Source organism: Mycolicibacillus koreensis (genome assembly GCF_002104795.1).
Classification (GTDB): Bacteria; Actinomycetota; Actinomycetes; order Mycobacteriales; family Mycobacteriaceae; genus Mycobacterium; species Mycobacterium koreense.
This window is the reverse complement of sequence record NZ_NCXO01000004.1, coordinates 24,996-51,373: the sequence shown is the minus strand read 5'-3', so window position 1 is coordinate 51,373 and position 26,378 is coordinate 24,996. Positions and strand designations below refer to the sequence as shown.

Below are 26,378 nucleotides of genomic sequence, written 5' to 3'. Positions count from 1 at the left end.
CGCCGCACCCGTACCGGGCAGCAACGCACCGGGACGCAAAACTATGCCCGCCGTGTCGACACGACGGGCATAGTCTCGCGCATGGCCGCGGTGCGGCCTCGTTGTCGGTGGGCTCAGCTGGCGTAGCTCAACTGGCGTAGGACCGCAACCGGTCGGCCCGGTCGCCGTAGCGCAGTTTGGCCATCACTTCGCGCTCGATCTGGCGGACCCGCTCCCGGGACAGGCCGAACAGCTTCCCGATCTGATCCAGGGTGCGCGGTTGGCCGTCATCGAGACCGAAGCGCAACCGGATGACCTGCTGTTCACGTTCGTCGAGAGTGCCGAGCACGGTGCGGATATCGGTGTGCAGCATCTCGGCGATCACCGCGTTCTCCGCGGACATCGCCTCGGCGTCCTCGATGAAGTCGCCCAGCGGAGCCTCTTCGTCGGTCCCGACCGGCATGTCCAGGCTCACCGGGTCGCGGCTGTGATCGAGCAGGTCGTGGATCTTGTCCACCGCGATGCCGGACTCATCGGCCAGCTCCTCGTCGGTGGCCTCGCGGCCCAGGCTCTGATGCATCTCCCGCTTGATACGGGCCAGCTTGTTGACCTGTTCCACCAGGTGGACCGGCAGTCGAATGGTGCGCGACTGGTCGGCCATGCCGCGGGTGATGGCCTGCCGGATCCACCACGTCGCGTAGGTGGAGAACTTGAATCCCTTGGCGTAGTCGAACTTCTCCATCGCCCGGATCAGGCCCAGGTTGCCCTCTTGAATGAGGTCCAGCAGGGGCATTCCCCGGCCGGTGTAGCGCTTGGCCAGCGACACCACCAGGCGCAGGTTCGCTTCCAGCAGGTGGCGCCGGGCGGCCTCGCCGTCGCGGACCACCACGCTCAGCGTGGCGCGTCGCTTCTCGCCGAACCGGGTGCGGGTCTCCAACAGGTGCTTGGCGTAGAGCCCGGCCTCGATGCGCTTGGCCAGCTCCACTTCGTCGGCAGCGGTCAGCAGTGCGGTCTTGCCGATACCGTTGAGATACACCCGCACCAGATCGGCTGCCGGGCTCTGGCCGTCCAGTTCGCCATCAACCCGGCCTGTGGTGGCACGTGTGGTCGTCTTCGCCATAGTGGGCCTCCTGGTCGGCATGAACACTCAACCGGTATAACGCGGGCTCAGCGAGCGGAGTTCCCCAGACGATCAGTTTTCACACCGGACGGTCGCGCCGCAGGGTCGCCGCCCACCGGCCCGCGGTGCGGTGACGCAGGTCAGCGCGGTGTCGACTCCGGGCCGTCGTCGGACTGCGGCGCCGTCGGACCGGCCTCGAGCATCCGGTCGTGGGCGGCTTGCAGCAGCGAGGGATGCCGCGGCGCCGCGTCGTAGCGGCGCGGCTCGTCGGAGCGGCGCGGTGGGCGGTCGTTGGCGATCAGCACCGCCATCCACGGCAGCGGAATCGACACGGCCAGGATCGCCATCGACAGCAGGCCGTTGTGCCACTGCGCGTAGGCGAGCGCGGCCAGCACAAACGCCGGAATCCGGCAGGACATCATGATCAGGTACTTGCGCACCCGGGCGCGGTGCTGCTCGTCATAGGAGGGTGCCGCGGCGGTGATGAGTACTGGCCGACCATCGTCGTCGAAACCCAGCTCAGGGCCGTGCTTCATAACCTCCACTGTCCCACATTCGGCGGTCGCTGACACGGTCGGTTTCCCGAAGCCGGCGCCACGCGGGCAGAATAGCCTCATGCAGACCCAGACCCTCGATCGCACCGACACCGACGAACGCGTCGATGACGGGACCGACAGCGACATCCCGAAGTATTTCCACTACGTCAAAAAGGACAAGATCGCCGAGAGCGCGGTGATGGGCAACCACGTGGTGGCGCTGTGCGGGGAGGTCTTCCCGGTGACCCGTTCGGCCAAACCGGGCTCGCCGGTGTGCCCGGAGTGCAAACGCATCTACGAGAAGCTCAAGAAGGGCTGACCTTCGTCGCGGGGCGTTCCTCGGCGGTGCCGGGAGCCCCGACGGGGCTGGCCGCGGGGACGATGGCGCGCCGGCGCATGCGCAGCCAGCGCCGCCGCACCCGCAGCCAGTGCCGGATCCGGCCGACGTGGGTGGTCGGCGCCGGCCATTCCTCTTCGATGGCGGCGTTGAGTTCGGCCCCGATCATGATCGCGAAACCCAGGAAGAACGCGAACAACAGGAACGCGATCGGGGTGGCCAGCGCGCCGTAGGTGTAACCGGTCTGGGTGATGTAGCGCAGATAGACGCGCAGCCCCAGCGTCGTCACCACGAACACGGTGCTGGCCAGCAGGGCGCCGACGACGAGCCGGTGCGACGGCAACGGTCGCGGCAGCGACGCCCGGTACAGCACCGTGACCCCGAACACCAGGATCAGTCCCAGCACCGGGTAATACGCCAGGTGCAGCATCTGAGCCCAGTTCTGCGGCAGATGTTCGGCGATCTTGCGCGGGCCCAGCGCCAGCAGGGGAGCGGCCGCGATGATGACCACCTGCATCACGACGTAGAGGAACAGCGCGAAGAACCGCTGGCGCACCGGATGGCGGAGCTCGGTCTGATCGTGGGCCTCCACCACCGAGTCGACAAACGCCGAGATCGCCGAGGAGCCCGCCCACAGCGAGATGATGAACCCGAGCGACACCACCTCCCCGCGTGCTCCGGCGACGATGTCGTGCACGGTCGGTTCGATGATCTCGGTGACGACGTTCTGCGAGAAGAACCGCCCCGCGGCGCCGATGAGGCGCGCCTGAATGGTCGGCAGCGTGTCCGGGCCGAACAGCGGCGCGATGTAGGAAAGACTGCCGAGCATCCCCAGCAGCAGCGGCGGCAGGGACAGCACCGACCAGAATCCCGCCTGCGCCGACTCGGAGAAAATCGAGTCGTCCCAGCTCTTGGAAAGCGTCCGCCGCACGATGCGCCACACATGGTGGCGCCGGCGCGCAGGGGGCTCGGCGGGGTTTGGGTGACTCATGACTGGTCCAGCATCCCCGACGAGAGCCCGCCCGCGCGGATTGTCGACCGGTGAGTTGTGTCTCTCGGACTCGTCGCGGGTGGTTGCCCGGCCGCTACGCGTCCAGCGGGCTGGACTCCAGCACGGCGGCCATCTCGATCAGCTTCGCCTCGTGGGCGTTGGCGTGGTGCTGGCAGAAGAGGAGTTCAGCGCCGGAGGGCAGCGTGGCACGCACCCGCGCCGCCGCACCGCAGCGGTCACACCGATCCGCCTTGGTCAATTCCGGGCCGGTCAGAGTCGCGTTCATAGCCCCCTCCGTTTCATGCATAGCTCCACTGTGTCAGACGAACGGGGATTCGGCGTTGTTCCCGGGTGCGCCCTGGTGTGTCGCACCTCACCTCGCCCGCGGGGCGCGACCTCACCGCGGCGTGCGGCACGGTGCGGCACCCTGGACCCGATGAGACCCGCGACGCCCCACATTCTGGTGCACCTGTGCAGCGCCGAGGACTGGCGGGCGGCCCGCCGCCGCGGTCACCTGCAACCTCCGTCGCTGGGCAGCGTGGGATTCATCCACCTGTCGACGCCGCAGCAGGTTCATCTGCCCGCCAACCGGCTCTTCGCCGACCGTACCGACCTGGTGCTGGTGCACATCGCCGCCGAGCGACTGGACGCTCCACTGCGCTGGGAGCCCGGGGTGCCGGGGGATCCCGCGGGGATGCTGTTCCCGCATCTGTACGGGACGGTGCCGGTGGACGCGGTCGTCGACGTCACCGCCTATCGGCCCGGCCCCGACGGGCGCTTCACGCCGTTGCAGCCGTGATCCCGGGGTGCGTCTCAGGCCGGGGTGCGTCTCAGGCCGGGGAGGCTCAATCGAGGTAGTCGCGCAGCACCTGCGAGCGGCTGGGGTGGCGCAGCTTGCTCATCGTCTTGGATTCGATCTGGCGGATCCGTTCCCGGGTGACCCCGTAGACCTGCCCGATCTCATCGAGGGTGCGGGGCTGGCCGTCGGTGAGGCCGAACCGCAAGCGCACCACACCCGCCTCCCGCTCGGAGAGGGTCTCCAGCACCGACTGCAGCTGGTCCTGCAGCAACGTGAACGAGACGGCGTCGACGGCCACCACCGCTTCGCTGTCCTCGATGAAGTCGCCGAGCTGCGAGTCGCCCTCATCGCCGATGGTCTGGTCCAGCGAAATCGGTTCCCGGGCGTACTGCTGGATCTCCAGCACCTTCTCCGGGGTGATGTCCATCTCTTTGGCCAGCTCTTCGGGGGTGGGCTCGCGGCCCAGGTCCTGCAGCAACTCCCGTTGGATGCGGCCGAGCTTGTTGATCACCTCGACCATGTGCACCGGGATGCGGATGGTGCGCGCCTGGTCGGCCATGGCGCGGGTGATGGCCTGGCGGATCCACCAGGTGGCGTAGGTGGAGAACTTATAACCCTTGGTGTAGTCGAATTTCTCCACCGCGCGGATCAGGCCCAGGTTGCCCTCCTGGATCAGGTCCAAAAACGCCATGCCTCGACCCGTGTAGCGCTTCGCCAGTGACACCACCAGCCGCAGGTTCGCCTCGAGCAGATGGTTTTTGGCGCGGTCACCGTCGCGGCAGATCCAGGACATGTCGCGGCGGTAGGCCACCGCGAGCTTCTCACCGCTGGCGGCGAACTCGGCCATCTTCTGGGTGGCGTAGAGACCGGCCTCGATGCGCTTGGCGAGCTCCACCTCCTCCTCGGCGTTGAGCAGCGCCACCTTGCCGATCTGTTTGAGGTAGGCGCGCACCGAGTCCGCCGATGCGGTCAGTTCGGCATCCTTGCGGGCCTGGCGCAGTGCCTCGGACTCCTCTTCGTCCCAGACGAAGTCACCCGAGGCCTTGTCCTTCTCCGACGGCTCGGCGATCTCCTCGTCGGCGGTGTCCTCGGCGAGATCCTCGATGGTGACCTCACCGGCGGCATCGATCTCGCTGGCGCCCGGACCGGCCTCGAGGTCCGGATCGTCGGCCTCGGTGGCCGCGCCGGTGTCGGCGGCCGCGGTGTCCTTCTTCGCCCGGCTGGTACGGGCCTTGGCCGGGGCGGCCTTCTTCGCGGCGGCCTTCTTCGCCGGGGCGGCTTTCGCCGCGCGTTTACGGGGAGCGGCCCCCGCGGTGGTCTTCTTCGCCGCCGCCTTGGTCGGCTTTGCCGCACCGTCGGTCGCGGCGGTGCTGGTGGCCTTGGCGGCCTTGCTGGCTTTCGTGGCGGCGGCCTTGGTAGCGGTGCGCTTCACCGGCTTGTCGGTCGCCGGGCTTGGCTTAGTCGCTGCCACGTACACCCCTTCGCTCGGGATCCTTCGGCCGCGTGGGCAGGCGCGACCGGAGATTTCTGCTGTATGGAATGTCGGCGTCGTGATCTGTGCAGATACTCACCGCTATCGGTTGGACGGCCGCCGAGGACCGTCGTGTGCCATTGTAACGGCAGTCGGGATGACGATCCGCTGCAGCGGGCGAATTTCAGCGCCCCACCTGATACCCCGACCCCGGGTCGGCGGCCATCGCCGCACCCACGATCCCGGCTGTGTTCTGCAGGGCCGCGGCCACCACCGGCGTGTCGCTCTCCAGCAGCGGCAACCACTTGTGCGCCTTGCGGCTGATCCCGCCCCCGGCGATGAACAGGTCCGGCCAGATCGCCTTCTCGATCGCGGCGAGGACCTTCGAGACCTGCCGGGTCCACTTCCGGTAGCTCCAGTCCTTGCGTTCTTTGACCGACGCGGCCGCCCGATGCTCGGCCTCCTTGCCGCCGACGTCGATGTGCCCGAACTCGGTGTTGGGCAGCAGCACCCCGTCGTGGATGACCGCCGAGCCGATCCCGGTGCCGAACGTCAGCAACACGATCACCCCGGCGTGGTCGCGGCCGGCGCCGAAGCGCACCTCCGCCAGGCCCGCCGCGTCGGCGTCGTTGAGCACGGTGACGTCCTGGCCGGGCAACTCGGCGCTGATCACGTCGCGGACGTTGGCGCCGATCCAGCCCTTGTCGACGTTGGCCGCGGTGAGCACCTTGCCGTTTTTCACCACGCCCGGGTAGGTGACCCCCAGCGGGCCCTGCCACTCGAGCTCGCGGACGACCGCGGCGACGGTCCGGGCCACCGCCTCAGGGGTGGCCGGCTGCGGGGTGGGCAGTTTGAACCGGTCGCCGACGAGCTGACCGGTGGTCAGGTCGACGATGCCGCCCTTGATGCCGCTGCCGCCGACGTCGACACCGAATCCGTGGTGGGGTGGGACGTTGCCGGTGGTGGTCATCGGGTCTCCTGCGACGGGAACATGGTGCCCACACCCTAATCGGCGCTGCTGCGCACCCGCCGGGTTTGTGTTGCGATGGAGGTGTGCACCCCGAGGCTGGCCGACCCGATGACGTCCGACCCGCGGCGCTGCGGGCGGTCGCCGAGACCGTTGCCGGCGAAGCCGCCGCATTCGTGCGGCGACGCCGCGCCGAGGTGTTCGCCCCGGCGGCCGCGACGCCGATTGCGGTGCGCGCCAAGAGCACCCCGACCGACCCGGTGACCGTGGTCGATACCGAGACCGAGGATCTGCTGCGCCGCCGCCTCGCCGAACTGCGCCCCGGTGACCCGGTGCTGGGGGAGGAGGGCGGATCTGAACGCGGTGCCGGGGCGCCCGACACGATCACCTGGGTCGTCGACCCGATCGACGGCACGGTCAACTTCCTCTACGGCATTCCGGCCTTCGCGGTGTCGGTGGCCGCCCAGATCAACGGGGTCTCGGTGGCCGGCGCGGTGGCCGATGTCGCCGCCGACACGGTGTATTCGGCCGCACGCGGTGTCGGAGCCCACCGGCGCTCCGCGGCCGGTACCGAGGCGCTGCACTGCAGCAGCGCCACCGACCTGTCGCTGGCGTTGCTGGGCACCGGATTCGGCTATTCGGCGGCGCGTCGACGGGGCCAGGCCGACCTGCTGGCCCAGATGCTGCCCCGGGTCCGCGACGTACGCCGCATCGGGTCCGCCGCCCTCGACCTGTGCCTGGTCGCCACCGGGGCGCTGGACGGGTTCTACGAGCACGGCCTCAACCGCTGGGACTGGGCGGCAGGGGCGCTCATCGCCGCCGAGGCCGGCGCGCAGGTGGTGATCCCCGAACCGGAGCGCACCGGGGAGGGCGCGGTGGTGATCGCCGCCGCCCCGGCGGTCAGCGCCGATCTGGTCGACACGCTGGCGGAGTTCGGCGGGATGGCGCCGATCGCCGGCTGAGCGCCGGGGGACTCAGCAGACTCCGCTGTGGGCGTGGATCAGCTGGGATTTCTCCGGGGCATCGGCGGCATCGGGACGCAGTCGGGCCAGCACCGCCTCGACGTCGTCGCTGTGGGTCAGCGTGCCGAAGTCGGTTCCCAGCGCCAGGTCGACCGAGTCGTCCTCGCGGTTGTCGCGGAACAGCTCGGTGCAGGGAGCGACGAGCCAGACCGCCGCAGCGGCCGCCTCACCGGCTTTGCCGAAGCGGATCTGGCCCTGGCAGTCCAGCCGCTCGCTGGCATAGATCGGGTCGTTGGCCGCCGACGGGGCCGGGAACCCCAGGTCACGCAGCGCGCCGGCGACCTCGGTGGCTTGTCCGCCGCGGCCGCTGGCGTTGAGCACCCGTACGGTGGTCGCGGAGAGGTCGGCGGGGATGATCTCCACCATCGTCGACGGGGTCACCTGCTCACCCAGAGTGGGCTGGTCGGCGGAGGTGTTCGGCGGCGGGTTGCAGACAGCGACCTGTTCGGCGTCGGTGTGACGGGTCAGCGCGACGGCCCAGATCACGGTGGTCGCCAGCACCATGACCACCACGGCGATCAACGCGGGTGTAGGGTTGCGCCGCCGGAACGGATGACCGTGTTTGTCGAAGGCGGTGCCTTCGGTGATTTGTGCGACCACGCAAGCACTCTATAAGGCTCCTCCGTCGCAGCCGCGGAGCCGACCACCGGGGTGATGTGAGGTAAATCACAGTTGGATGGAATGTGAGATGGGCACGAATCGTTTGGTGGAAGTGGTTAACGCTGGTACAAACCTTTGCTTGCAGAGGTTGTAAGAGGGGACATGACGATGGCTACCGACTATGACGCCCCACGGCGCACAGAGGCGGACGAGGTTTCCGAGGACTCCATCGAGGAGCTCAAGGCGCGCCGCAACGAAGCGCAGTCGGCTGTTGTGGACGTCGATGAATCTGAGACCGCCGAGTCGTTTGAGCTGCCCGGCGCCGACTTGTCCGGCGAAGAGCTGTCCGTACGGGTCATCCCGAAGCAGGCCGACGAGTTCACCTGCTCGAGCTGTTTTCTGGTCCAACACCGCAGTCGGCTGGCCAGCGAGAAGAACGGCGTGATGATCTGCACCGACTGCGCGGCGTGAGGCGGCCGCCGGTCGGCGACGCGGATCGACGGGGGCTCAGGTGGAGGGGGAGTCCACGCCCAACGCCGCCCGCATCCGTTCGGGGTGGCGACAGCTGAACAACCAGTACGGCGTGGGATCGTCGGGGTCGTCGAGCACCACCAACAGCAGCGGCCCCACCCAGCCGCGGTGTACGACGAACGCCGCCGGATCCAGTTGACGCCCCAGCGCCGCCGATTTCGCGGAACGCGGAATCTCGGCGGTGCGGGCGATGACGCCGACCGGCAGATGGGCGTCGGCCACCCACAGCTCGACCCCGTCGGGGCCCCCGCCGTCGACGACGCGGACCTCCACGCGCCCCAGCCACAGCAGCGTGGCGGCCGCGACGGCGCCCAGCACGGCGTAGGGCACCCAGTCCGGCAGGTTCCGCAGGCTCAGATTCACCTCGTAGGCGAAGACCGCTGCGACGAGAAAGCCCAGGGGCCACCACCACCACGGCACCCAGAGCCGCTCGGCGTAGCGCACGCTCTGTGGGGCGACACGTGTTCCGGACATCGGATCAAGGGTAGTCTGTGGCCTCGTGTCGACCCGACTGGCCGTGCTCCGTTTGGACCCCGAGTTGCCGTTGCCCCACCGGGCTCACGACGGCGACGCCGGCGTCGACCTCTATAGCGCCGTGGATGTCGAGTTGAGCCCCGGGCAGCGCGCCCTGGTGCCGACCGGGGTTGCCGTGGCGATCCCTTATGGGATGGTCGGTTTGGTACATCCCCGTTCGGGATTGGCTGCGCGGGTAGGACTTTCGATCGTCAACAGCCCGGGGACGATCGATGCGGGCTACCGTGGCGAGATCAAGGTCTCGCTGATCAACCTCGATCCGGCCACGCCGATCGCGGTGGCTCGCGGGGACCGCATCGCGCAACTGCTGGTGCAGCGTGTGGAACTGCCCGAGTTGGTGGAGGTCGCCTCGTTCGACGAGGCCGGGCTCGCCGGCACCACCCGCGGCGACGGCGGTCACGGATCCTCCGGCGGGCACGCCAGTTTGTGAGCAGGAGAGTGCAATGAGTGACAACGATGACCTCGTCGACGACGTTGACGGCCCCTTCGACATCGACGATTTCGACGATCCCAAGGCGGCTGAGCAGGCACGCCTGGACCTCGGGTCCGTGCTGCTACCGATCCCGCAGACCGGGCAGGTCCAGGTCGAGCTGACCGAGGCGGGGGTGCCCAACGCGGTGTGGGTGGTGACCCCCAACGGCCGGTTCACCATCGCCGCCTACGCCGCACCCAAATCGACCGGGCTGTGGCGGGAGGTCGCCGCCGAGCTGGCCGAGTCGCTGCGCAACGACGCGGCGGAGGTGTCGATCGTCGACGGCCGGTGGGGCCGCGAGGTCGTCGGTGCCGGAGCCGGGGTGGTCCGCTTCATCGGGGTCGACGGCTACCGCTGGATGATCCGCTGCGTGGTCAACGGGGCGCCGGAGACCGTGGAGGCACTCGCCGAGGAGGCGCGCCGGGCGCTCGCCGACACCGTGGTGCGCCGTGGTGACACTCCGATGCCGGTACGGACCCCGCTGCCGGTGGTGCTGCCCGAACCGATGGCCGAGCAACTGCGCCAGGCGACCGCCGCGGCCCGCGAGAACGCCGGAGCGCACGAGCCGCCGCCGCAGGAGACGGTGGAGCGGCGCAGCGTCGACGGATCGGCGATGCAGCAGTTGCGCACCATCACCGGCGGCTGACCCGGCGGCACTCAGCCGGCCTCGGCCAGCGCCGCCAGACAGGCCCGTCCCAACGCGGCGGGGTCGGCGCCGATCTCCTCGAGGGTCAACACCCGCAGCGCGCCGCGATCGACCGCGGCAACCCATTCGGCGCCCACCGCCAGCGGATGAATCGGGTCGTCGGCGGCTGCGGCCACCCCCAGCGGCGCGCGCAGCGCGGCCAGTTCGGTGCCGGTTGGCGCGACATATCCGGCGGCGGTCTCCATCGCCTCGGGTAGCCCCGGCCACTGCCCACGCCACGACCGGGTGAGTTCGGCGGCCAGCCACGCGGGGCTGGCCGCCGCCATCTGGGCGGTGGTGGCCGCCAAACCGTCGCGGCGCAGCTGCGCCGCGGTCGCCAACGCGGAGCCGGCCGCCGGGCAGCCCGAGGGATCGCCGGTCCACGCCGGCAGCGCGGCCAGCACCGCCACGGTGTGATCGGGATGACGCAGCGCCCACGCGACGGCGACGGCCGCCCCGATCGACACCCCGCCGACGGCGATCGGGCCGTGCGCCGCGGCGGCGTCCAACGCGGCCCAATAGCCGTCGATGAGGGCTGCGGGCCGCGGCCGCGGAGTCACCGGAACCGCTCCGACCTGGTGCAACGGGTCGGCGAACGCACGGTGGGCGTAGTCGTCGTCGGATCCGGTGCCGGGCAGCACGACGGTGCGGACATGGCGCAGCGACACGGTCATATCCTGATCGTGCCCGCCGGCCCCCAGCGGCGCCGACCCGCCCCGCCGGCCGCGTGGCATTTGCCCGGCAACAGGTCTACGGTGGCCCTTGAACGCCGAGATCAGGCATACGACAGGACAGGAGAGACGATGGCCGCGCCCGGAGGTTTTGTCCGCCGACTCACCCGTCGGCTGACCGAAGATCCCGAGCTGCGTGACGCCGAGGAGCTCTCCGACGAGGCGGTCAACACCGGCGCGCAGCGGGTCGTCGACTGCGAGCGCGGCCAAGAAGTCACCATGGTCGGCGTGCTGCGCACCGTGGAGACCAACGCCAAGGGGTGTGTCGGCGGGGTCCGCGCGGAACTCTTCGACGGCACCGACACGGTGACCCTGGTCTGGTTGGGGCAGCGGCGCATCCCGGGTATCGAGTCCGGGCGCACCCTGCGGGTGCACGGCCGGCTGGGACGCGCGGACAACGGCGCCAAGATGATCTACAACCCGCACTACGAAATCCAGCAGTGACCGGTCCGCACCGCCGCGCGGGGAACCGGCGATGAGCGACGCCCCGCAGGGCTATCAGCGACTGCTCGACCAGGTCGGCGGGGTCAGCGGGCTGATCTATTCCTCACTGCCGGTGCTGGTGTTCGTGCCCGTCTCCAGCCTGTTCGGGCTACGGGCGGCGATCGTGGCCGCGCTGGGCGCGGCCACCGCCGTGCTCGGCTGGCGTCTGCTGCGTCGCCAATCCACCCAACCGGCGCTGTCCGGGTTCTTCGGGGTCGCCATCTGTGTGCTCATCGCCTATCTGACCGGGGAATCGCGCGGATATTTCCTGTTGGGCATCGTGATGTCGCTGGTGTGGGCCGCGGTGTTCGCGGTGTCGATCCTGATCCGCCGTCCGGTGGTCGGGTACCTGTGGAGCTGGACAACCGGCCGGGACCGGAGCTGGCGTGAGCTGCGTGCGGCGGTGTGGGCGTTCGACGTGGCCACCGCCACCTGGGTGGCGGTGTTCGGTGCCCGGTTCGTGGTGCAGGCACTGCTGTTCAACGCCGACCAGACCGGCTGGCTGGCGGTGGCGCGCATCGCGATGGGCTGGCCGTTGACCGCGTTGGCCGCCGTCGTCACCTACCTGGTGATCAAAAACGTCCAGCGCCGTCTCGACGACGACGCCGACGCCGCCGTGGATCGGCCCGCGTCCGACCCCGGCGAGCCGGACACCCCGAACCCGGTGGAGTCAGTGGGGCGGTAGCAGCAGCGCGCGCAACTGGTCTTCGACGTCGGCGGTGGCGACGAACAGCAACTCATCGCCGCCCTCCAGCGGCTCGTCGGACTGCGGGACGATCACCCGCGGCCCGCGCAGGATCGTCACCAGCGCCGCGTCGCGCGGCAACTCCAGTTTGCGCACCGGACGACCACCCCACGGGGTGTCGTCGGGCAGGGTGATCTCGACCAGATTGGACTCGCCCTTGCGGAACGTCATCAACCGGACCAGGTCGCCCACGGCGACGGCCTCCTCGACCAGCGAGGCCAGCATCCGCGGGGTGGACACCGCCACGTCCACCCCCCACGCCTCGGTGAACAGCCACTCGTTGCGCGGATCGTTGACCCGGGCCACCACCCGCGGCACCGCGAACTCGGTTTTGGCCAGCAGCGAGAGCACCACGTTGGCCTTGTCGTCGCCGGTCGCGGCGATCACCACATCGAAGGTCTCCAGATGCACCGACTCGAGCAGGCTCAGCTCACAGGTGTCGCCGAGTTGCCACTGCGCGGCCGCCAATGCGTCGGTGTCGATGTGGTCGGCGTTGCGTTCGATCAGGCAGACCTCATGGCCGCTGTCGATGAGCTCCCGGGCTATCGAGCGCCCCACCGCGCCGGCCCCGCCGATCAAGACCTTCATCGGTGCCCCTCGAAACCCTCGCTGGGAGGCAGTGCGGCGATCGCTACCGCCTCGGCGGCATGGCCGGAGACCGCCGCCACATACACCTGGTCGCCGGCCTGGATGATCGTCTTCCCGTCGGGCAGCAGCCCCGAGCCGAACCGCAGCAGAAACGCCACCCGCGCGCCGCTGGCCGCCTCCAAGTCGGTGACCTTGTGGCCCACCCAGTTCTCGTGCAGCACCACCTCGACGACCGCCACGGTCCCGGTCGGGTCGCGCCATTTCGCGGTCTCGGTGTCGCGGGTCAAGATATTGAGCAGCCGGTCGGTGGTCCACGGCACGGTCGCCACCGTGGGGATACCGAGGCGTTCGTACACCGCGGCGCGTTTCGCGTCGTAGATGCGGGCCACCACCCGGTCCACCCCGAACGTCTCACGCGCCAACCGCGCGGAGATGATGTTGGAGTTGTCCCCGGAGGACACCGCCGCGAACGCCCCGGCGTCCTCGATACCGGCCTGCAGCAGCACGTCGCGGTCGAACCCCATCCCGAGCACCCGCTCCCCGCTGAATTCGGGGCTGAGTCGGCTGAACGCCGTGCTGTCCCGGTCGATGACGGCCACGTCGTGACCGATCCGGGATAGCCCGTCGGCCAGCGAGGAGCCGACCCGGCCACACCCCATCACTACAACCCGCACCCGAGGTCCTTTCGGCTGGTGAATTCGCTTCCGTCCACTGGCTGTCCCACCCGCTGTCGCCATTACCTACGTCGAACGCTACCGCCACCGGCGCACAGGCATACCCTTGGCTCTCGTGTCCAAATTTTCCACCGCGGCACGCCGGGTCATCCTGGGCCGGCCGTTCCGCAGCGACCGCCTTCAGCACACTCTGCTGCCCAAGCGGATCGCGCTGCCGGTGTTCGCCTCCGACGCGCTGTCGTCGGTGGCCTACGCGCCTGAAGAAGTGTTCCTCATGCTGTCGGTGGCCGGGCTGGCCGCCTACTCGCTGACACCGTGGATCGGCCTGGCGGTGGCGTTCGTGATGCTCGTCGTGGTGGCCAGCTATCGCCAGAACGTGCACGCCTACCCCTCCGGTGGTGGCGACTTCGAGGTCGCCACCACCAACCTCGGCGCCAACGCCGGCCTCACCGTTGGCTCGGCGCTACTGGTCGACTACGTGCTGACGGTGGCGGTGTCGATCTCCTCGGCGGTCTCCAACATCGGCTCGGCGTATCCGCTGATCGCCGAACACAAGGTGCTGTTCGCCGTCGGCGCGATCGTGGCGGTGATGGCGATAAACCTGCGCGGGGTGCGCGAATCGGGGGTGGCGTTCGCCATCCCCACCTACGCGTTCATCGCGGCGATGGCAGTCACCCTCGGGTGGGGGCTGTTCCGCATCTGGGTGCTCGGTGAGCCGCTGCGCGCGGAGTCGGCGGGCTTCGAGATGCACGCCGAAGGTGGGGCGATCGCCGGTGTGGCGTTGGTGTTCTTGGTGGCCCGCTCGTTCTCGTCGGGTTGCGCGGCGCTGACCGGGGTCGAGGCGATCAGCAACGGCGTGCCGGCGTTTCGGAAACCGAAGTCGCGCAACGCTGCGACCACCCTGTTGTTGATGGGGGTCGTCTCGGTGTCGATGCTGATGGGCATCGTGCTGCTGGCCCACCAGACCGGTGTGCAGATCGTCGACGACCCGCACACCCAGCTCGGCGGCGCCCCGGCGGACTACAACCAGAAGACCGTGATCGCCCAACTGGCCGACACCGTGTTCGGGAGCTTCCACCTCGGCTTCGTGTCGGTGACCGCGGTGACCGCCCTGATTCTGGTGCTGGCGGCCAACACCGCCTTCAACGGCTTCCCGGTCCTCGGTTCGGTTCTGGCCCAACACAGCTACCTGCCGCGCCAGCTGCACACCCGGGGTGACCGGCTGGCGTTCTCCAACGGGATCGTGTTCTTGGCGATCGCCGCGATGGCGGTGACGGTCGCGTTCCAAGCCAAAGTGACCGCGTTGATCCAGCTGTACATCGTCGGGGTGTTCGTGTCGTTCACCCTGAGCCAGATCGGCATGGTCCGGCACTGGACCCGGCTGCTGGCCACCGAGACCGACCCGCGGGCACGGCGCACCATGCTGCGCTCACGGATGGTCAACCTGGTCGGTTCGGTGTGCACCGCCACGGTGCTGCTGGTCGTGTTGGTGACCAAGTTCCTCGCCGGTGCGTGGATCGCCATCCTGGCGATGACGGTGCTGTTCGCGCTGATGAAACTCATCCACCGCCACTACGCGTCCATCAGCCGGGAACTGGCCCGCCAGAGCGACGACGAGACCGCGACGGTGCTGCCCAGCCGCAACCACGCCCTGGTGCTGGTCTCCAAACTGCACCTGCCGACGCTGCGGGCGTTGGCCTATGCCCGGGCCACCCGCCCGGACGTCCTCGAGGCGATCACGGTCAGCGTCGATGACGCCGAGACCCGGGCGCTGGTGCAGCAGTGGGAGCAGAGCGATGTCGCGGTGCCGCTGAAGGTCATCGCCTCGCCGTACCGGGAGGTCACCCGCCCGGTGCTCGACTACGTCAAACGGATCAGCAACGAGTCGCCGCGCACCGTGGTGACCGTGTTCATCCCCGAATACGTGGTGGGCCGGTGGTGGGGGCAGCTGCTGCACAACCAGAGCGCGTTCCGGCTGAAGACCCGGTTGCTGTTCATGCCCCAGGTGATGGTCACCTCGGTGCCCTGGCAGCTCAACTCCTCCGAGCGTCTGAAAACCCTGCATCACCGTGTTGCGCCCGGCGACACCCGCCGCGGCTTCGTCGACGAGGCGCTGTGAGCGACACCGAGACGCTGACACTGACGGCCGGTCCACCCGCCAACGGGGGCAGCTGCGTGGCCCACCACGACGGCCGGGTGGTGTTCGTGCGCGGTGCGCTGCCCGGCGAACAGGTGCGCGCCGAGGTGACCACGCGCCGCGACGCCTACTGGCATGCCCAGGTGCGGGAGGTGATCAGCGCCTCACCCGACCGGGTCGCGCCGCTGTGCCCGATCGCCGGGCCCGACGGCGCCGGATGCTGCGACCTCGCGTTCGCCGCGCCGGAGGCCGCCCGGCGGCTCAAAGCCGACGTGGTCGCCAACCAGCTCGACCGCCTCGGCGGCTACCACTGGGCCGGTGCCGTGCAGCCGCTGGGGGGCGGGCAGGCCACCGGGTGGCGCGACCGGGTGCGGCTGGATGTGGGTGCCGACGGTCGCGCCGGGCTGCACCGCTACCGCAGCGACGCCCTGGTGACCGATCTGCGTTGCGGTCAGCTGCCGGCGGCGCTGATCGACGGTCTCGACGATCTGCGGTTGCCGCCCGCGACGCAACTCCACGCCGTCATCGACGACGACCGCACCCGCCACCTCGTGGTCACCGGCGGCGGGCGCCCGGAGGTGCTCGCCGGGAAGTATCACGCCCACTACACGGTCGCCGGGCGGTCGTGGCGGCTGCCGGTGACCGCGTTCTGGCAGGCCCACCGCGACGCGCCCGCCCACTACAGCGCGCTGGTGGCCGACTGGGCGCAGCTGTCGGCCGGTGCGTCCGCCTGGGATCTCTACGGTGGGGCGGGGGTGTTCGCCGCCGCGCTCGCGGCGTCGGTGGGGGAGTCCGGACGGGTGCTCAGCGTCGATACCTCACGCGCCGCGACCGGGGCAGCGCGCGCTGCGCTGGCCGATCTGCCGCAGGTGTCGGTGCGCACCGACTCGGTGCGTCGCGTGCTGGCCAAGGAGCGCTCGGGCGCCGATGCCGCGGTGCTCGACCCGCCGCGCACCGGCGCCGGGCGGGAGGTGATCGGGCTGCTCGCCGACGCCGATGTGCCGCGAATCATCCACATCGGCTGTGAGGCAGCGGCATTCGCCCGTGACATCGGGCTCTACCGCGGCCACGGGTACGCCGTCGAGCAGATCACGGTGTTCGACGCGTTTCCGCTGACCCATCATGTGGAGTGTGTGGGGCTGCTGACCCGGGCACACCGGTGAGCCGGGAGGCTCAGGCCAGCACGAAGTAGCGCAGCCACAGGTAGGGCACGCACAGCGCCACCGCGACCACGGTCACGATCGCGCCCTTGCGGGTGAACTCCCAGAACGAGATCGGGTTGCCGGCGCGGCGGGCGATGCCGAGCATCACCACGTTGGCGCTGGCGCCCACCGCGGTGAGGTTGCCGCCGAAATCCGCGCCGAGCGCCAGCGCCCACCACAGCACGCCCTGGTGGCCGTCGCCGCCGGCGGCGGCGAGCTCCCCGACGATCGGGGTCATCGTCGCCACGTAGGGGATGTTGTCGATGATGCCGGACACCGGGGCGGAGACCCCCAGGATCAGCATCGTGGTGAACAGCATGTCGCCGCCGGTCAACTCGATCGCCGAGCGCGCCAGCGATTCGACCACTCCGGTCTTCACCAGCGCCCCGACCATGACGAACAGCCCGGCGAAGAACAGCAGGGTCTCCCATTCGACGCTTGAGAGGTAGTCGGACTGGCGCAGGCGCGAGATCACCACCAGCACCCCGGCGCCGAGCAGCGCCACGATCGACGGTTCGATGTGCACCAGCGAGTGGGCCATGAACGCCGAGAACACCAGCGCCAGCACCACGCCGCATTTGATCAGCAGCGACCGGTCGCGGATCGCTTCGCGTTCCTCCAGCGCCATCACGTCGGCCACCCGCGCCGGGTCCACCCCGAACGCCCCGCGGAACAGCACCGGCAGCAGCGCCACCACCGCGATCATGACGATCACCACGATCGGCAGCATGTGCACGAGGAAATCGTTGAACGTCAGCCCGGCGCGGCTGGCGATGATGATGTTGGGCGGGTCGCCGACCAAGGTGGCGGCCCCGCCGATGTTGGAGGCCAGCACCTCGGCGATGAGAAACGGCACCGGGTTGATCGCCAGCCGGTCGCAGACCAGCAACGTCACCGGCGCGATCAGCAGCACCGTGGTCACGTTGTCCAGCAGCGCCGAGGCGAACGCGGTGATCAGCACCAGCAGGATCATGACGCGCAGCGGGCTGCCGCCGGCCCGTTTGGCCGCCCAGATCGCCGAATACTCGAACACGCCGGTCTGGCGCAGCACGCCGACGATGATCATCATCCCGAACAGCAGGAAGATGACATCCCAGTCGATGCCGGTCTCGTGGGAGAAGAAGATGTCGCGCGAGTCGATCACCGGCAGCAACACCACGACCCCGGCTCCGGCCAGCGCCGCGGTGGTCTTGTTGATCCGATCGCTGGCGATCGCGATGTAGGCGGCCACGAACACCGTGACCGCGACGGCAGCCATCACCGGCTCAACGCTCCCCGGTGCCCAGCGCTGCGGCCAGCACCCGCGAGGCGGTGATCACCCCGACGAACCGTCCGTCCTTGTCCACCGCCAGCAGCGGGCTGTGCAGCCGCGACATCGCCGCGGCCACCTCGACGAGGGTGTCGTCGGCATCGACCGGGGGGACGTCGTGGAGGTGTTCGGGCAGTACGTCGCGCACCGTCTTGCCGTCGAGTTCCTGCACGATCCGGTCGGCCATCGACTCGTTGAGCACCCCGGCCAGCGACGGGTCGTCCTGCACATAGCGCGGCACGATGAACGCCACCACCTGCGAGGCCGGCAGCACTGCGTGGGGGCGTCCCGAGCCGTCGGTGACCACGATGCCGGGCAGCCGGTGATCGGCGAGCAGTCGGGCGGCATCCAGGGCGGGGGAATCGATGGCGACGACCGGAAATCTCTCCGCGATGTCTTCGGCGTGCATGCACCGCACCTTATCGTGCTGCGTAGAATGACCAGATGCTCGAACAGATCCGTGGCCCGGCTGATTTGCAGCACCTGAGCTCGGTGCAGCTGGGGGATCTGGCCGCCGAGATCCGCGAGTTCCTCATCCACAAGGTGGCGGCCACCGGCGGGCACCTGGGCCCCAACCTCGGCGTCGTCGAGTTGACGTTGGCGTTGCACCGGGTCTTCGACTCCCCGCATGACCCGATCATCTTCGACACCGGTCACCAGTCCTACGTGCACAAGATGCTGACCGGACGCTGCCCGGACTTCGACACGCTGCGCAAAAAAGGCGGTCTGTCCGGGTACCCGTGCCGTGCCGAGAGCGAACACGACTGGGTGGAGTCCAGCCACGCCAGTACCGCGCTGTCCTACGCCGACGGGTTGGCCAAGGCGTTCGAACTGACCGGGCACCGCAACCGCCATGTGGTGGCGGTCGTCGGTGACGGGGCTCTCACCGGCGGAATGTGCTGGGAGGCGTTGAACAACATCGCGACGGCCAACCGCCCGGTCGTGATCGTCATCAACGACAACGGCCGCAGCTACGCGCCGACCATCGGCGGGTTCGCCGAGCACCTCGCGGCGCTGCGGCTGCAGCCCGGCTACGAACGGGTGCTCGACGAGGGACGGCGGCTGATCCGGGGCATCCCGATGATCGGCGAGTTGAGCTACCAGGCGCTGCACAGCGTCAAGGTGGGGCTCAAAGACGCGCTGAGCCCGCAGGAGCTCTTCACCGACCTCGGGCTGAAATACGTGGGCCCGGTGGACGGCCACGACCTGCACGCCCTCGAGGTCGCGCTGCGCGGTGCGCGGGCCTACAACGGCCCGGTGATCGTGCACGCGGCCACCCGCAAGGGCCGCGGCTACGCCCCGGCGGAGAACGACGAAGCCGAGCAGATGCACGCCACCGCCCCGATCGACCCGCTGACCGGGCGGGCCACCACACCGCCCGGGCGCGGCTGGACCGCGGTGTTCTCCGACGCGCTGATCGAATACGCCAGCGCCCGCCGTGACGTGGTGGCCATCACCGCGGCGATGGCCGGACCGACCGGGCTGGCCGCCTTCGGCCAGCGGTTCCCCGACCGGCTGTTCGACGTCGGCATCGCCGAACAGCACGCGATGACCTCGGCGGCCGGGCTGGCGATGGGCGGGCTGCACCCGGTGGTGGCGATCTACTCGACGTTCCTCAACCGGGCCTTCGACCAGATCATGATGGACGTGGCGCTGCATCAGCTGCCGGTGACGCTGGTGCTCGACCGCGCCGGGGTCACCGGCCCCGACGGGGCCAGCCATAACGGCATGTGGGACCTGTCGATGCTCAACGTGGTTCCCGGGATCCGGGTGGCCGCCCCGCGTGACGGGATCCGGCTGCACGAACAGCTCGGCGAAGCTCTCGACGTCGACGACGGTCCGACCGCGATCCGGTTTCCCAAAGGTGATGTGGGCGAGGACATCCCGGCTATTGGCCATCGTGACGGCCTTGATGTGCTCGCCGCACCCGCCGACGACCTCAACGACGACGTGTTGCTGATCTCGGTGGGGGCGTTCGCGCCGATGGCGCTGGCGGTGGCTCACCGGCTGCGTGACCAGGGCATAGGGGTCACGGTGGTGGATCCACGCTGGGTGCTGCCGGTACCGCCGGCGCTGGCACCACTGGCCGCCGAGCACAAACTGGTGGTCACCGTCGAGGACAACGGCGTGGCCGGCGGCATCGGCTCAGCGGTCTCCGCCGCGTTGCGCGCCGCGGAGATCGATGTCCCTTGTCGCGATGTCGGTCTGCCGCAACGGTTTTACGACCACGCCTCCCGATCGCAGGTGCTCGCGGAGGCCGGACTGACCGAACAGGACATCGCTCGCCAGATCACCGGTTGGGTGGCCGCACTCGCCAACACCGACACCACAGCAGAGCAGCACCTCGATCAGCACGCCGACTGACCTCCGGATCCGACCGGGGCGCTGAGGACCGGGGCCTCAGGGGTTCCCAGGGCGTCACGACGGTGCCGTGCGCGGCGGGCGGGCCAGTACCTCAGCGAGCGTGGCGGTGACCAGATCACGCTGCCACGGGCGTGCATCTCCGGTGCGCAGCGCCGTCTCCACCGCGGTTGTCGCATCGTCGGGAACCCCGTGGTCGTCCCACTCCCAGCAGATCCGACGCACCAGGTCGGGGGCGAGCAGATTCTCCGTCGGCACCGACACCTTCTCGGCGATGGCGCCCACCGCTGCGCGGGCGGCCTCCAGGCGCTCGGCGGCCTCCGGTTTCTTCTTCGCCCACCGCACCACCGGTGGCGGGCCATTGGCGGCCTCGGTCTTCGGCGGCGGGTTCGGGTTCTGGCGCGCGGCCGCCAACGCGGCGACCCAGACCTCGGCGTTGCGGCGCTGTTTGCGTCCGCCGAAAACCGGTAGCTCCAGCAGTTCGCTGACGGTGGTCGGGTCGCGCAACGCTGCGTCGATGATCGCCTTGTCGGGCAGGATCCGGCCCGGTGCGATATCGCGGCGTTGGGCGATCCGATCGCGGACCAGCCACAACTCCCGCACCGCGGCCAACCCGCGGCTCCCGCGCACCTTGTGGATTCCCGAGGTGCGCCGCCACCGGTCACGGCGGGTGGGAGGCGCCTCGAACGTCTGAAGGTGGGCGAACTCCTGGGCAGCCCACTCGGTTTTGCCCTGCTCGGCCAACACCGCGGCGATCTCGGTGCGCAATTCGATGAGCACCTCGACGTCCAGCGCCGCATAGTTCAACCAATCGGCGGGCAGCGGCCGCCGCGACCAGTCGGCGGCGCCGTGGCCCTTGGCCAGCCCCAACCCCAACAGACGCTGCACCATCGTCGCCAGGTTCACCCGATCGAAACCGGCCAGCCGGCCGGCCAGTTCGGTGTCATACAGCGCCGGCGGGCGCAGCCCCACCTCGGCCAGACACGGCAGATCCTGGTCGGCGGCGTGCAGAATCCATTCGTCGGCGCCGAGCACCGACGCCAGCGGAGCCAGCAGCCGCGCCGGGTCGCCGCCGTCGCCGACCGGGTCGATCAGGACCGTGCCCGCCCCGCGGCGCCGGATCTGGATCAGGTACGCGCGGTTGGAGTAGCGGAATCCGGAGGCGCGTTCGGCGTCCACCGCGAACGGTCCCTCACCGCCGTCGAGCTGCTCGGCGGCGGCGGCGATCTGCCCGCCGCTGACCGCCACCTCCGGGATGCCGTCGCCGGGGTGCAGCAACGGGGTCGGTGCGGGTTCAACGGCGTCGGTGTCGGCCGCGTCGGTGTCGGCCGCGTCGATGTCGGGGGGAGTGTCGGGCATAGTCACGTGGGTCAGGTGCGCGTGCGCGACCCCAGATCGGTGACCCCCACCGGTGGCAGCCCCGAGGCGTGTTCGAGCACATCGCAGAACGCGTTGACGTGCTCATCGAGGTTGGGGATGGTCGCCGTCCACGACGCCCGCAGCTCCAGCTGATGAGCGCGGGTCGGTCCGGCGATGTCGCCGTAGCGCACCGAGGTGGTGGCGGTGACGGTGCCGCCCAACGCGATCGCTTGAGTGGTGTGCGAATCCAACGCCTCGGCCAGCCAGCTCCACACCACCTCCGGCATCAGCGGGTCGACGGCCTCGCTGGGATCGAGGTCGGCCTGGATATAGGCCACCAGGCGCATGGTGCCGTCCCATGCCTCCGAGCCCTCCGGGTCGTAGAGCAGGATCAGCCGCCCGAACGCATCCTGGTCGGAAGCCTCGGGATCCGGGGCGGCCTCCAGCTCGGGATGGGTGACCTCGGCGCCCAGTGCATAGCTGTAGGGCGCCAGCCGCTGCGGCGGGCGGATCGGGGCCAGTTCGATCTCCGGGCGTGCGGTCGCCGCGGCCATCGCCGCGACGGCCTCGCGGAACGGGGCCGGTTCCACAGAAGTCACGCGCCGCTCCTCCTCATCGCGTCGTTGCGTATCGTGCCGGCGGCGGCGTGGCGTCGCGAAGCCCGGTGCGTACCCGGACCTCAACGGCGCATGCCACAGTTTTACGCTAACCCGCCTGGGCGACACCGCCGGGCAGGCGCGCCGACCTGCGTCGGCCCGGTCCGGGCCGGTTCGGCGACATGGCAGCATGGACCCCGATGAGTACCCGTCGTGAGCTGCCCGATTCCCCCTATTTGGCGGCCGCCACCGGCCGCACCCCGCAGCGGGTGCCGGTCTGGTTCATGCGGCAAGCCGGCCGATCGTTGCCGGAGTACCGGGCGTTGCGCGCCCAGCACACCATGATGAGTGCCTGCTTCGACGCCGAACTGGTCACCGAGATCACCCTTCAGCCGGTGCGCCGGCACCGGGTGGACGCGGCGATCCTGTTCTCCGACATCGTGGTGCCGCTGCGCGGCGCGGGCATCGACGTCGACATCGTGCCCGACGTCGGGCCGGTCATCGCCAACCCGGTGCGCTCGGCCGCCGACATCGCTGCGATCACCGCGCTGGATCCGGCCGCGGTGGCCCCGGTGTCGGCCGCGGTCGAGGCGCTGGTCGGCGAACTCGGGGACGTGGCGTTGATCGGGTTCGCCGGCGCGCCGTTCACCCTGGCCTCCTATCTGGTGGAGGGCGGGCCGAGCCGCAACCACGCCCGCACCAAGGCGATGATGCTCGCCGAGCCGCAGAGCTGGCACGCCCTGATGACCGCGCTGACCGACATCACCATCGCGTTTCTCACCGTGCAACTCGACGCCGGCGTCGACGCGGTGCAGCTGTTCGACTCCTGGGCGGGCACCCTGTCGCTGGCCGACTACCGCCGCCATGTGCTGCCGCACAGCGCCCGTGTCTTCACCGAGCTGGCCGGCCGCGGTGTGCCGATGACCCATTTCGGGGTGGGCACCGCCGAACTGCTGGGGGCGATGTCGGAGGCCGTCCGGCCGGCCGCGGCCGGAGTGGTCGGTGTGGACTGGCGAACCGCCCTGCCCGACGCGGCCCGCCGGGTCGAGCCGGGCACCGCGCTGCAGGGCAACCTGGACCCGGTGGTGTTGCTGACCGGGTGGCCGGCGGTGCAGCGCGCCGCCCGCGACGTCGTCGACGCCGGACGGCAGGCCGTCGCCGCAGGGGCCAGCGGTCACATCTTCAACCTCGGCCACGGGGTGCTGCCCGAGACGGATCCGGGCATCCTCACCGAGCTGGTGGCACTGGTTCATTCCCTGTGAGCCGCACCTACTGCGTCGTCGGCGGCGGGATCTCCGGCCTGGTGGCCGCCTACCGCCTGCGGGTCGCGCTGGGCCCGGCCGCGGCGATCACGCTGTTCGATCCGGCTGAGCGCCTCGGCGGGGTGCTGCGCACCGAACAGGTCGGCGGCGAGCCGATGGATGTCGGCGCCGAGGCGTTCGTGCGGCGCCGCCCCGAGGTGCCGGCACTGCTGGCCGAGCTCGGGTTGGCGCACCGGCAGCGCGAGACCACCGGGGTGCGGCCGCTGATCTACAGCCGCCAGGGTCTGCATCCGCTGCCGGAGGCCACCGTCGGCGGCATCCCGTCGACGGCGCAGTCGGTGGCCGGGCTGGTCGATGCGGCCACCGTGGCCCGCATCGACGCCGAACCGACCCGGCCGCTGGACTGGCGCCGCGGGGACGATCCGGCGGTGGGCGCGCTGGTCGGTGACCGATTCGGTGATCAGGTGGTGGCCCGGTCGGTGGATCCCCTGCTCAGCGGGGTGTACGCCGGGTCGGCGGCCAGCATCGGGCTGCGCGCCGCCGCGCCGACCCTGGCCGCCGCCCTCGACGACGGCGCCCCGAGCCTGCTCGCGGCGGTGCGTGCGGCGCTGCCCAGCGGACCGGTCGGGCCGGTGTTCGGCGCGCTCGACGGCGGCTACCGGGTGCTACTCGACGCGCTGGTCGCCGCGGCCGCCCCCACCCGGGTGAGCGCCGCGGTCACCGCCGTGCGCCCCGACTCGACCGGGGGATGGGTGCTGCGCGACGCCACCGGGGCCACCTGGGCGGCGACCGGGGTGATCGTGGCCGTCCCGGCACCGCAAGTCGGGTCGCTGCTGGCCGAGGCCGCCCCTACGGTCGCGGCGGCCAGTCGTCGCATCCCGAGCGCCTCCTCGGCGGTGGTGGCGTTGGCGCTGCCCGGCGACACCGCACTGCCCGACCGGTCCGGGGTCCTGGTGGCCAGCGGAGAGCCGTTGCGGGCCAAGGCGATCACGTTGTCGAGCCGCAAATGGGGCCGACACGGCGACGTGGAGCTGCTGCGGTTGTCGTTCGGCCGGTTCGGGGACAGCGGCGCGTACCGTGTCAGCGCGGTCGACGACGAGCAGTTGTTGCGGTGGGCGCTGGAGGATCTGGCGACGGTGTTCGAGGCGTCGATCGCCCCGGTCGACGCGGTCGTCGCGCGTTGGCAGGACGCACTCCCGCAGTACGGACCCGGCCACGCCGGGCTGGTCGCGGAGTTGCGTTCCGGTCTGCCACCCGGGTTGGCGGTCGCCGGCAACTATCTCGACGGCATCGGGGTGCCGGCGTGTGTCGCGGCGGCGGGTGCCGCGGTGGCCAAGGTCATAGGGGAGACCGGGTCCGGCGTGGCACGATAGCGGCATGCTCGCCGGCGACCACGCGGGGCGAACCGATGAGGAGGATCGGCGTCGATGACCAAGCTCGACTACGACAATTTGAACGCGACCCTGCGCTATCTGATGTTCTCGGTGTTCGCGGTGAAACCCGGCGAGCTCGGTGAGGATCGCGCCGCGGTCGCCGACGAAACCGCCGCGTTCCTCAAACGCCAGGAGGACAACGGGGTGGTGGTGCGCGGCGTCTACGACATCGCCGGACTGCGCGCCGACGCGGACTTCATGTTCTGGACCCACGCCGACCGGGTGGAGGCCCTGCAGGCCACCTACGCCGACTTCCGGCGCACCACCGCGCTGGGCCGTGCCAGCACCGCGGTGTGGAGCAGCGTGGCGCTGCACCGCCCGGCCGAGTTCAACAAAAGCCACGTGCCGGCGTTCATCGCCGGGGAGGATCCCGGCGCCTACATCTGCGTGTATCCGTTCGTGCGGTCCTACGAGTGGTACCTGCTGCCCGATGAGGAGCGACGCCGGATGCTGGCCGAACACGGCATGGCCGCCCGGCCCTACAAGGATGTGCGGGCCAACACCGTGCCGGCGTTCGCGCTCGGTGACTACGAGTGGTTGCTGGCGTTCGAGGGGCCGGAACTCGACCGCATCGTCGATCTGATGCGCGACCTGCGGGCCACCGACGCTCGGCGGCACACCCGGGAGGAGACCCCGTTCTTCGTCGGACCGCGGGTCGACGTCGAGCGGCTCGTGAACGCGCTGCCGTGAGCGCCCCGCCGGACCCCAACCAGTTCGACGAGCGCTACCGCGACGCCCACACCGCCCACGGCCTGCCCTCGGCGACCCCGTGGGACGTCGGCGGGCCGCAGCCGGTGGTGCGGCGGCTCGCCGCCCTCGGCGCGATCCGCGGTGAGGTGCTCGACCAGGGCACCGGGCCCGGCTACAACGCGATTCACCTGGCCTCCTGCGGCCATTCAGTCACCGGCATCGACGTCGCCCCGGCGGCGCTGGACCGCGCCCGGCGTAACGCCGAGGCCGCCGGGGTGAACGTGACGTTCGAGTTGGCCGACGCCCGCACCCTCACCGGCATCGAGAACCGGTTCGACACCGTCGTGGACTGCGCCTTCTACCACACCTTCGCCGCCGACAACGAGCCGCAATGCGACTACGCGCGAGCATTGCACCGCGCCACCCGCCCCGGGGCGCGGCTGTTCCTGTTCGCTTTCGGTGAGCACACGATCAACGGATTCCGGATGCCACGCGCGATGCCCGCGCGACACTTCGATGAGCTGCTCACCCCGACCGGGTGGCGTCTCGACTACATCGGGCCGACCAGCTACCGCGTGCATTTCAGTGTGGCGGCCTTCGAACAGATGGCGCAGAACAACCCGGCGCTCTCCGATCGCCTCGGGCCGATTGTGGAGCGCTTCCGCGTCATCGAGCCGTGGCTGACCGACGGTATCGCCGAAGCCCCGTTCTGGGAAGTGCACGCCACCCGGCTCGACTGAACCGCCGCGAGAATCGGTGCGCCA

30 protein-coding genes are annotated in these 26,378 nt (G+C 70.2%); 15 read left to right on the top strand and 15 right to left on the bottom strand.

Annotated elements, in window-relative coordinates:
- Positions 1-127: 127 nt before the first annotated feature.
- A complete protein-coding gene (locus tag B8W67_RS02870; RefSeq protein WP_069392563.1) occupies positions 128-1,099 on the bottom strand; it encodes a sigma-70 family RNA polymerase sigma factor in 972 nt (323 codons plus the stop codon).
- Positions 1,100-1,239: 140 nt separating this feature from the next.
- Positions 1,240-1,635 carry a DUF3099 domain-containing protein gene (locus tag B8W67_RS02865; protein ID WP_069392562.1) on the bottom strand — a complete coding sequence of 132 codons (396 nt, stop codon included), beginning with the start codon at positions 1,633-1,635 and terminating at the stop codon, positions 1,240-1,242.
- 79 nt (positions 1,636-1,714) lie between these two features.
- On the opposite strand from B8W67_RS02865, the gene B8W67_RS02860 reads away from it, so the two are divergent.
- Positions 1,715-1,954: a DUF3039 domain-containing protein gene (locus B8W67_RS02860; protein WP_069392561.1), complete on the top strand. Its 240-nt coding sequence runs from the start codon at positions 1,715-1,717 to the stop codon at positions 1,952-1,954.
- On the opposite strand, the gene B8W67_RS02855 is transcribed toward B8W67_RS02860, so the two are convergent.
- Together B8W67_RS02855 and B8W67_RS02850 are read right to left on the bottom strand one after the other, a co-directional pair.
- Entirely contained in the window at positions 1,941-2,963 is a 1,023-nt protein-coding gene (locus tag B8W67_RS02855; RefSeq protein ID WP_069392560.1) for a YihY/virulence factor BrkB family protein, read from the bottom strand. The two genes, B8W67_RS02860 and B8W67_RS02855, sit on opposite strands and share 14 nt — an antisense overlap.
- A gap of 94 nt (positions 2,964-3,057) precedes the next feature.
- Positions 3,058-3,249: a DUF7455 domain-containing protein gene (locus B8W67_RS02850; protein ID WP_069392559.1), complete on the bottom strand. Its 192-nt coding sequence runs from the start codon at positions 3,247-3,249 to the stop codon at positions 3,058-3,060.
- A gap of 150 nt (positions 3,250-3,399) precedes the next feature.
- Here B8W67_RS02850 and B8W67_RS02845 point away from each other — a divergent pair, with 150 nt between their 5' ends.
- A complete protein-coding gene (locus B8W67_RS02845; protein ID WP_069392558.1) occupies positions 3,400-3,762 on the top strand; it encodes a DUF952 domain-containing protein in 363 nt (120 codons plus the stop codon).
- A gap of 46 nt (positions 3,763-3,808) precedes the next feature.
- On the opposite strand, the gene B8W67_RS02840 is transcribed toward B8W67_RS02845, so the two are convergent.
- On the bottom strand, positions 3,809-5,239 hold the full coding sequence (locus tag B8W67_RS02840; protein ID WP_197747587.1) for an RNA polymerase sigma factor: 1,431 nt from the start codon (positions 5,237-5,239) through the stop codon (positions 3,809-3,811).
- A 178-nt stretch (positions 5,240-5,417) separates the two neighbouring features.
- Positions 5,418-6,203, bottom strand: coding sequence for a polyphosphate--glucose phosphotransferase (gene ppgK, locus B8W67_RS02835; protein WP_069392919.1), 786 nt, complete (start codon positions 6,201-6,203; stop codon positions 5,418-5,420).
- 83 nt (positions 6,204-6,286) lie between these two features.
- Between ppgK and B8W67_RS02830 the strand changes: the two genes are divergently transcribed.
- Positions 6,287-7,162, top strand: a complete 876-nt coding sequence (locus B8W67_RS02830) for an inositol monophosphatase family protein (protein ID WP_069392918.1) — start codon at positions 6,287-6,289, stop codon at positions 7,160-7,162.
- Positions 7,163-7,174: 12 nt separating this feature from the next.
- On the opposite strand, the gene cei is transcribed toward B8W67_RS02830, so the two are convergent.
- Positions 7,175-7,822, bottom strand: a complete 648-nt coding sequence (gene cei, locus B8W67_RS02825) for an envelope integrity protein Cei (RefSeq protein ID WP_069392917.1) — start codon at positions 7,820-7,822, stop codon at positions 7,175-7,177.
- A 168-nt stretch (positions 7,823-7,990) separates the two neighbouring features.
- On the opposite strand from cei, the gene B8W67_RS02820 reads away from it, so the two are divergent.
- Positions 7,991-8,293 carry a DUF4193 domain-containing protein gene (locus B8W67_RS02820; protein ID WP_069392927.1) on the top strand — a complete coding sequence of 101 codons (303 nt, stop codon included), beginning with the start codon at positions 7,991-7,993 and terminating at the stop codon, positions 8,291-8,293.
- A 36-nt stretch (positions 8,294-8,329) separates the two neighbouring features.
- On the opposite strand, the gene B8W67_RS02815 is transcribed toward B8W67_RS02820, so the two are convergent.
- Positions 8,330-8,827 carry a DUF3093 domain-containing protein gene (locus B8W67_RS02815; RefSeq protein WP_069392916.1) on the bottom strand — a complete coding sequence of 166 codons (498 nt, stop codon included), beginning with the start codon at positions 8,825-8,827 and terminating at the stop codon, positions 8,330-8,332.
- Between the two features lie 25 nt (positions 8,828-8,852).
- On the opposite strand from B8W67_RS02815, the gene dut reads away from it, so the two are divergent.
- On the top strand, positions 8,853-9,317 hold the full coding sequence (gene dut / locus B8W67_RS02810; RefSeq protein ID WP_069392915.1) for a dUTP diphosphatase: 465 nt from the start codon (positions 8,853-8,855) through the stop codon (positions 9,315-9,317).
- 13 nt (positions 9,318-9,330) lie between these two features.
- Positions 9,331-10,005, top strand: coding sequence for a DUF3710 domain-containing protein (locus B8W67_RS02805; RefSeq protein WP_084228939.1), 675 nt, complete (start codon positions 9,331-9,333; stop codon positions 10,003-10,005).
- Between the two features lie 11 nt (positions 10,006-10,016).
- Here the strand turns inward: B8W67_RS02805 and B8W67_RS02800 are convergent, their stop codons facing one another.
- A complete protein-coding gene (locus B8W67_RS02800; RefSeq protein ID WP_069392914.1) occupies positions 10,017-10,718 on the bottom strand; it encodes a hypothetical protein in 702 nt (233 codons plus the stop codon).
- Positions 10,719-10,847: 129 nt separating this feature from the next.
- Here B8W67_RS02800 and B8W67_RS02795 point away from each other — a divergent pair, with 129 nt between their 5' ends.
- Both B8W67_RS02795 and B8W67_RS02790 read left to right on the top strand, forming a co-directional pair.
- Positions 10,848-11,219, top strand: a complete 372-nt coding sequence (locus tag B8W67_RS02795; protein ID WP_069392913.1) for an OB-fold nucleic acid binding domain-containing protein — start codon at positions 10,848-10,850, stop codon at positions 11,217-11,219.
- A gap of 31 nt (positions 11,220-11,250) precedes the next feature.
- Complete coding sequence (locus B8W67_RS02790; protein WP_069392912.1) at positions 11,251-11,943, top strand: DUF3159 domain-containing protein; 693 nt, start codon at positions 11,251-11,253, stop codon at positions 11,941-11,943.
- Here B8W67_RS02790 and B8W67_RS02785 read toward each other — a convergent pair.
- Together B8W67_RS02785 and B8W67_RS02780 are read right to left on the bottom strand one after the other, a co-directional pair.
- A complete protein-coding gene (locus tag B8W67_RS02785) occupies positions 11,929-12,591 on the bottom strand; it encodes a potassium channel family protein (RefSeq protein WP_069392911.1) in 663 nt (220 codons plus the stop codon). The genes B8W67_RS02790 and B8W67_RS02785 overlap by 15 nt on opposite strands.
- Complete coding sequence (locus tag B8W67_RS02780) at positions 12,588-13,265, bottom strand: potassium channel family protein (protein WP_084228938.1); 678 nt, start codon at positions 13,263-13,265, stop codon at positions 12,588-12,590. Before B8W67_RS02780 ends, B8W67_RS02785 begins: the two co-directional genes overlap by 4 nt.
- Positions 13,266-13,380: 115 nt before the next feature.
- Between B8W67_RS02780 and B8W67_RS02775 the strand changes: the two genes are divergently transcribed.
- A complete protein-coding gene (locus B8W67_RS02775) occupies positions 13,381-15,384 on the top strand; it encodes an APC family permease (protein WP_069392909.1) in 2,004 nt (667 codons plus the stop codon).
- A complete protein-coding gene (locus tag B8W67_RS02770; protein WP_069392908.1) occupies positions 15,381-16,565 on the top strand; it encodes a class I SAM-dependent RNA methyltransferase in 1,185 nt (394 codons plus the stop codon). Before B8W67_RS02775 ends, B8W67_RS02770 begins: the two co-directional genes overlap by 4 nt.
- A 10-nt stretch (positions 16,566-16,575) precedes the next feature.
- On the opposite strand, the gene B8W67_RS02765 is transcribed toward B8W67_RS02770, so the two are convergent.
- Positions 16,576-17,862, bottom strand: coding sequence for an ArsB/NhaD family transporter (locus tag B8W67_RS02765; protein ID WP_069392907.1), 1,287 nt, complete (start codon positions 17,860-17,862; stop codon positions 16,576-16,578).
- 7 nt (positions 17,863-17,869) lie between these two features.
- The gene (locus B8W67_RS02760; protein ID WP_069392906.1) at positions 17,870-18,322 is read right to left on the bottom strand and encodes a CBS domain-containing protein; all 453 of its coding nucleotides are present in this window, start codon (positions 18,320-18,322) and stop codon (positions 17,870-17,872) included.
- Between the two features lie 35 nt (positions 18,323-18,357).
- On the opposite strand from B8W67_RS02760, the gene dxs reads away from it, so the two are divergent.
- A complete protein-coding gene (dxs, locus tag B8W67_RS02755; RefSeq protein ID WP_069392905.1) occupies positions 18,358-20,277 on the top strand; it encodes a 1-deoxy-D-xylulose-5-phosphate synthase in 1,920 nt (639 codons plus the stop codon).
- Between the two features lie 54 nt (positions 20,278-20,331).
- On the opposite strand, the gene B8W67_RS02750 is transcribed toward dxs, so the two are convergent.
- Together B8W67_RS02750 and B8W67_RS02745 are read right to left on the bottom strand one after the other, a co-directional pair.
- Positions 20,332-21,633, bottom strand: coding sequence for a ribonuclease D (locus tag B8W67_RS02750; protein ID WP_084228937.1), 1,302 nt, complete (start codon positions 21,631-21,633; stop codon positions 20,332-20,334).
- Between the two features lie 11 nt (positions 21,634-21,644).
- Positions 21,645-22,316, bottom strand: coding sequence for a DUF3000 domain-containing protein (locus tag B8W67_RS02745; RefSeq protein WP_234793949.1), 672 nt, complete (start codon positions 22,314-22,316; stop codon positions 21,645-21,647).
- Positions 22,317-22,429: 113 nt separating this feature from the next.
- Between B8W67_RS02745 and hemE the strand changes: the two genes are divergently transcribed.
- Genes hemE through B8W67_RS02725 form a run of 4 tightly spaced genes read left to right on the top strand, consistent with a single transcriptional unit; the run spans position 22,430 to position 26,354 of the window.
- The gene (hemE, locus tag B8W67_RS02740) at positions 22,430-23,491 is read left to right on the top strand and encodes a uroporphyrinogen decarboxylase (RefSeq protein WP_069392903.1); all 1,062 of its coding nucleotides are present in this window, start codon (positions 22,430-22,432) and stop codon (positions 23,489-23,491) included.
- The gene (locus B8W67_RS02735; protein ID WP_069392902.1) at positions 23,488-24,864 is read left to right on the top strand and encodes a protoporphyrinogen oxidase; all 1,377 of its coding nucleotides are present in this window, start codon (positions 23,488-23,490) and stop codon (positions 24,862-24,864) included. Before hemE ends, B8W67_RS02735 begins: the two co-directional genes overlap by 4 nt.
- Before the next feature lie 54 nt (positions 24,865-24,918).
- Positions 24,919-25,614, top strand: a complete 696-nt coding sequence (gene hemQ, locus B8W67_RS02730) for a hydrogen peroxide-dependent heme synthase (protein ID WP_085302201.1) — start codon at positions 24,919-24,921, stop codon at positions 25,612-25,614.
- Positions 25,611-26,354, top strand: coding sequence for a class I SAM-dependent methyltransferase (locus B8W67_RS02725; protein ID WP_069392900.1), 744 nt, complete (start codon positions 25,611-25,613; stop codon positions 26,352-26,354). Before hemQ ends, B8W67_RS02725 begins: the two co-directional genes overlap by 4 nt.
- Positions 26,355-26,378 lie beyond the last annotated feature (24 nt).

Excerpts from the sequence above, each read along its gene's own strand:
- B8W67_RS02865 (WP_069392562.1), bottom strand. The coding sequence starts at position 1,635 with ATGAAGCACGGCCCTGAGCTGGGTTTCGACGACGATGGTCGGCCAGTA.
- B8W67_RS02790 (WP_069392912.1), top strand. The coding sequence starts at position 11,251 with ATGAGCGACGCCCCGCAGGGCTATCAGCGACTGCTCGACCAGGTCGGC.
- B8W67_RS02760 (WP_069392906.1), bottom strand. The coding sequence starts at position 18,322 with ATGCACGCCGAAGACATCGCGGAGAGATTTCCGGTCGTCGCCATCGAT.
- B8W67_RS02855 (WP_069392560.1), bottom strand. The coding sequence starts at position 2,963 with ATGAGTCACCCAAACCCCGCCGAGCCCCCTGCGCGCCGGCGCCACCAT.
- B8W67_RS02800 (WP_069392914.1), bottom strand. The coding sequence starts at position 10,718 with ATGACCGTGTCGCTGCGCCATGTCCGCACCGTCGTGCTGCCCGGCACC.
- dxs (WP_069392905.1), top strand. The coding sequence starts at position 18,358 with ATGCTCGAACAGATCCGTGGCCCGGCTGATTTGCAGCACCTGAGCTCG.
- B8W67_RS02850 (WP_069392559.1), bottom strand. The coding sequence starts at position 3,249 with ATGAACGCGACTCTGACCGGCCCGGAATTGACCAAGGCGGATCGGTGT.
- B8W67_RS02845 (WP_069392558.1), top strand. The coding sequence starts at position 3,400 with ATGAGACCCGCGACGCCCCACATTCTGGTGCACCTGTGCAGCGCCGAG.
- B8W67_RS02795 (WP_069392913.1), top strand. The coding sequence starts at position 10,848 with ATGGCCGCGCCCGGAGGTTTTGTCCGCCGACTCACCCGTCGGCTGACC.
- B8W67_RS02820 (WP_069392927.1), top strand. The coding sequence starts at position 7,991 with ATGGCTACCGACTATGACGCCCCACGGCGCACAGAGGCGGACGAGGTT.
- B8W67_RS02805 (WP_084228939.1), top strand. The coding sequence starts at position 9,331 with ATGAGTGACAACGATGACCTCGTCGACGACGTTGACGGCCCCTTCGAC.
- B8W67_RS02870 (WP_069392563.1), bottom strand. The coding sequence starts at position 1,099 with ATGGCGAAGACGACCACACGTGCCACCACAGGCCGGGTTGATGGCGAA.
- hemE (WP_069392903.1), top strand. The coding sequence starts at position 22,430 with ATGAGTACCCGTCGTGAGCTGCCCGATTCCCCCTATTTGGCGGCCGCC.
- B8W67_RS02785 (WP_069392911.1), bottom strand. The coding sequence starts at position 12,591 with ATGAAGGTCTTGATCGGCGGGGCCGGCGCGGTGGGGCGCTCGATAGCC.
- B8W67_RS02815 (WP_069392916.1), bottom strand. The coding sequence starts at position 8,827 with ATGTCCGGAACACGTGTCGCCCCACAGAGCGTGCGCTACGCCGAGCGG.
- hemQ (WP_085302201.1), top strand. The coding sequence starts at position 24,919 with ATGACCAAGCTCGACTACGACAATTTGAACGCGACCCTGCGCTATCTG.
- B8W67_RS02765 (WP_069392907.1), bottom strand. The coding sequence starts at position 17,862 with ATGGCTGCCGTCGCGGTCACGGTGTTCGTGGCCGCCTACATCGCGATC.
- ppgK (WP_069392919.1), bottom strand. The coding sequence starts at position 6,203 with ATGACCACCACCGGCAACGTCCCACCCCACCACGGATTCGGTGTCGAC.
- B8W67_RS02750 (WP_084228937.1), bottom strand. The coding sequence starts at position 21,633 with ATGCCCGACACTCCCCCCGACATCGACGCGGCCGACACCGACGCGGCC.
- B8W67_RS02860 (WP_069392561.1), top strand. The coding sequence starts at position 1,715 with ATGCAGACCCAGACCCTCGATCGCACCGACACCGACGAACGCGTCGAT.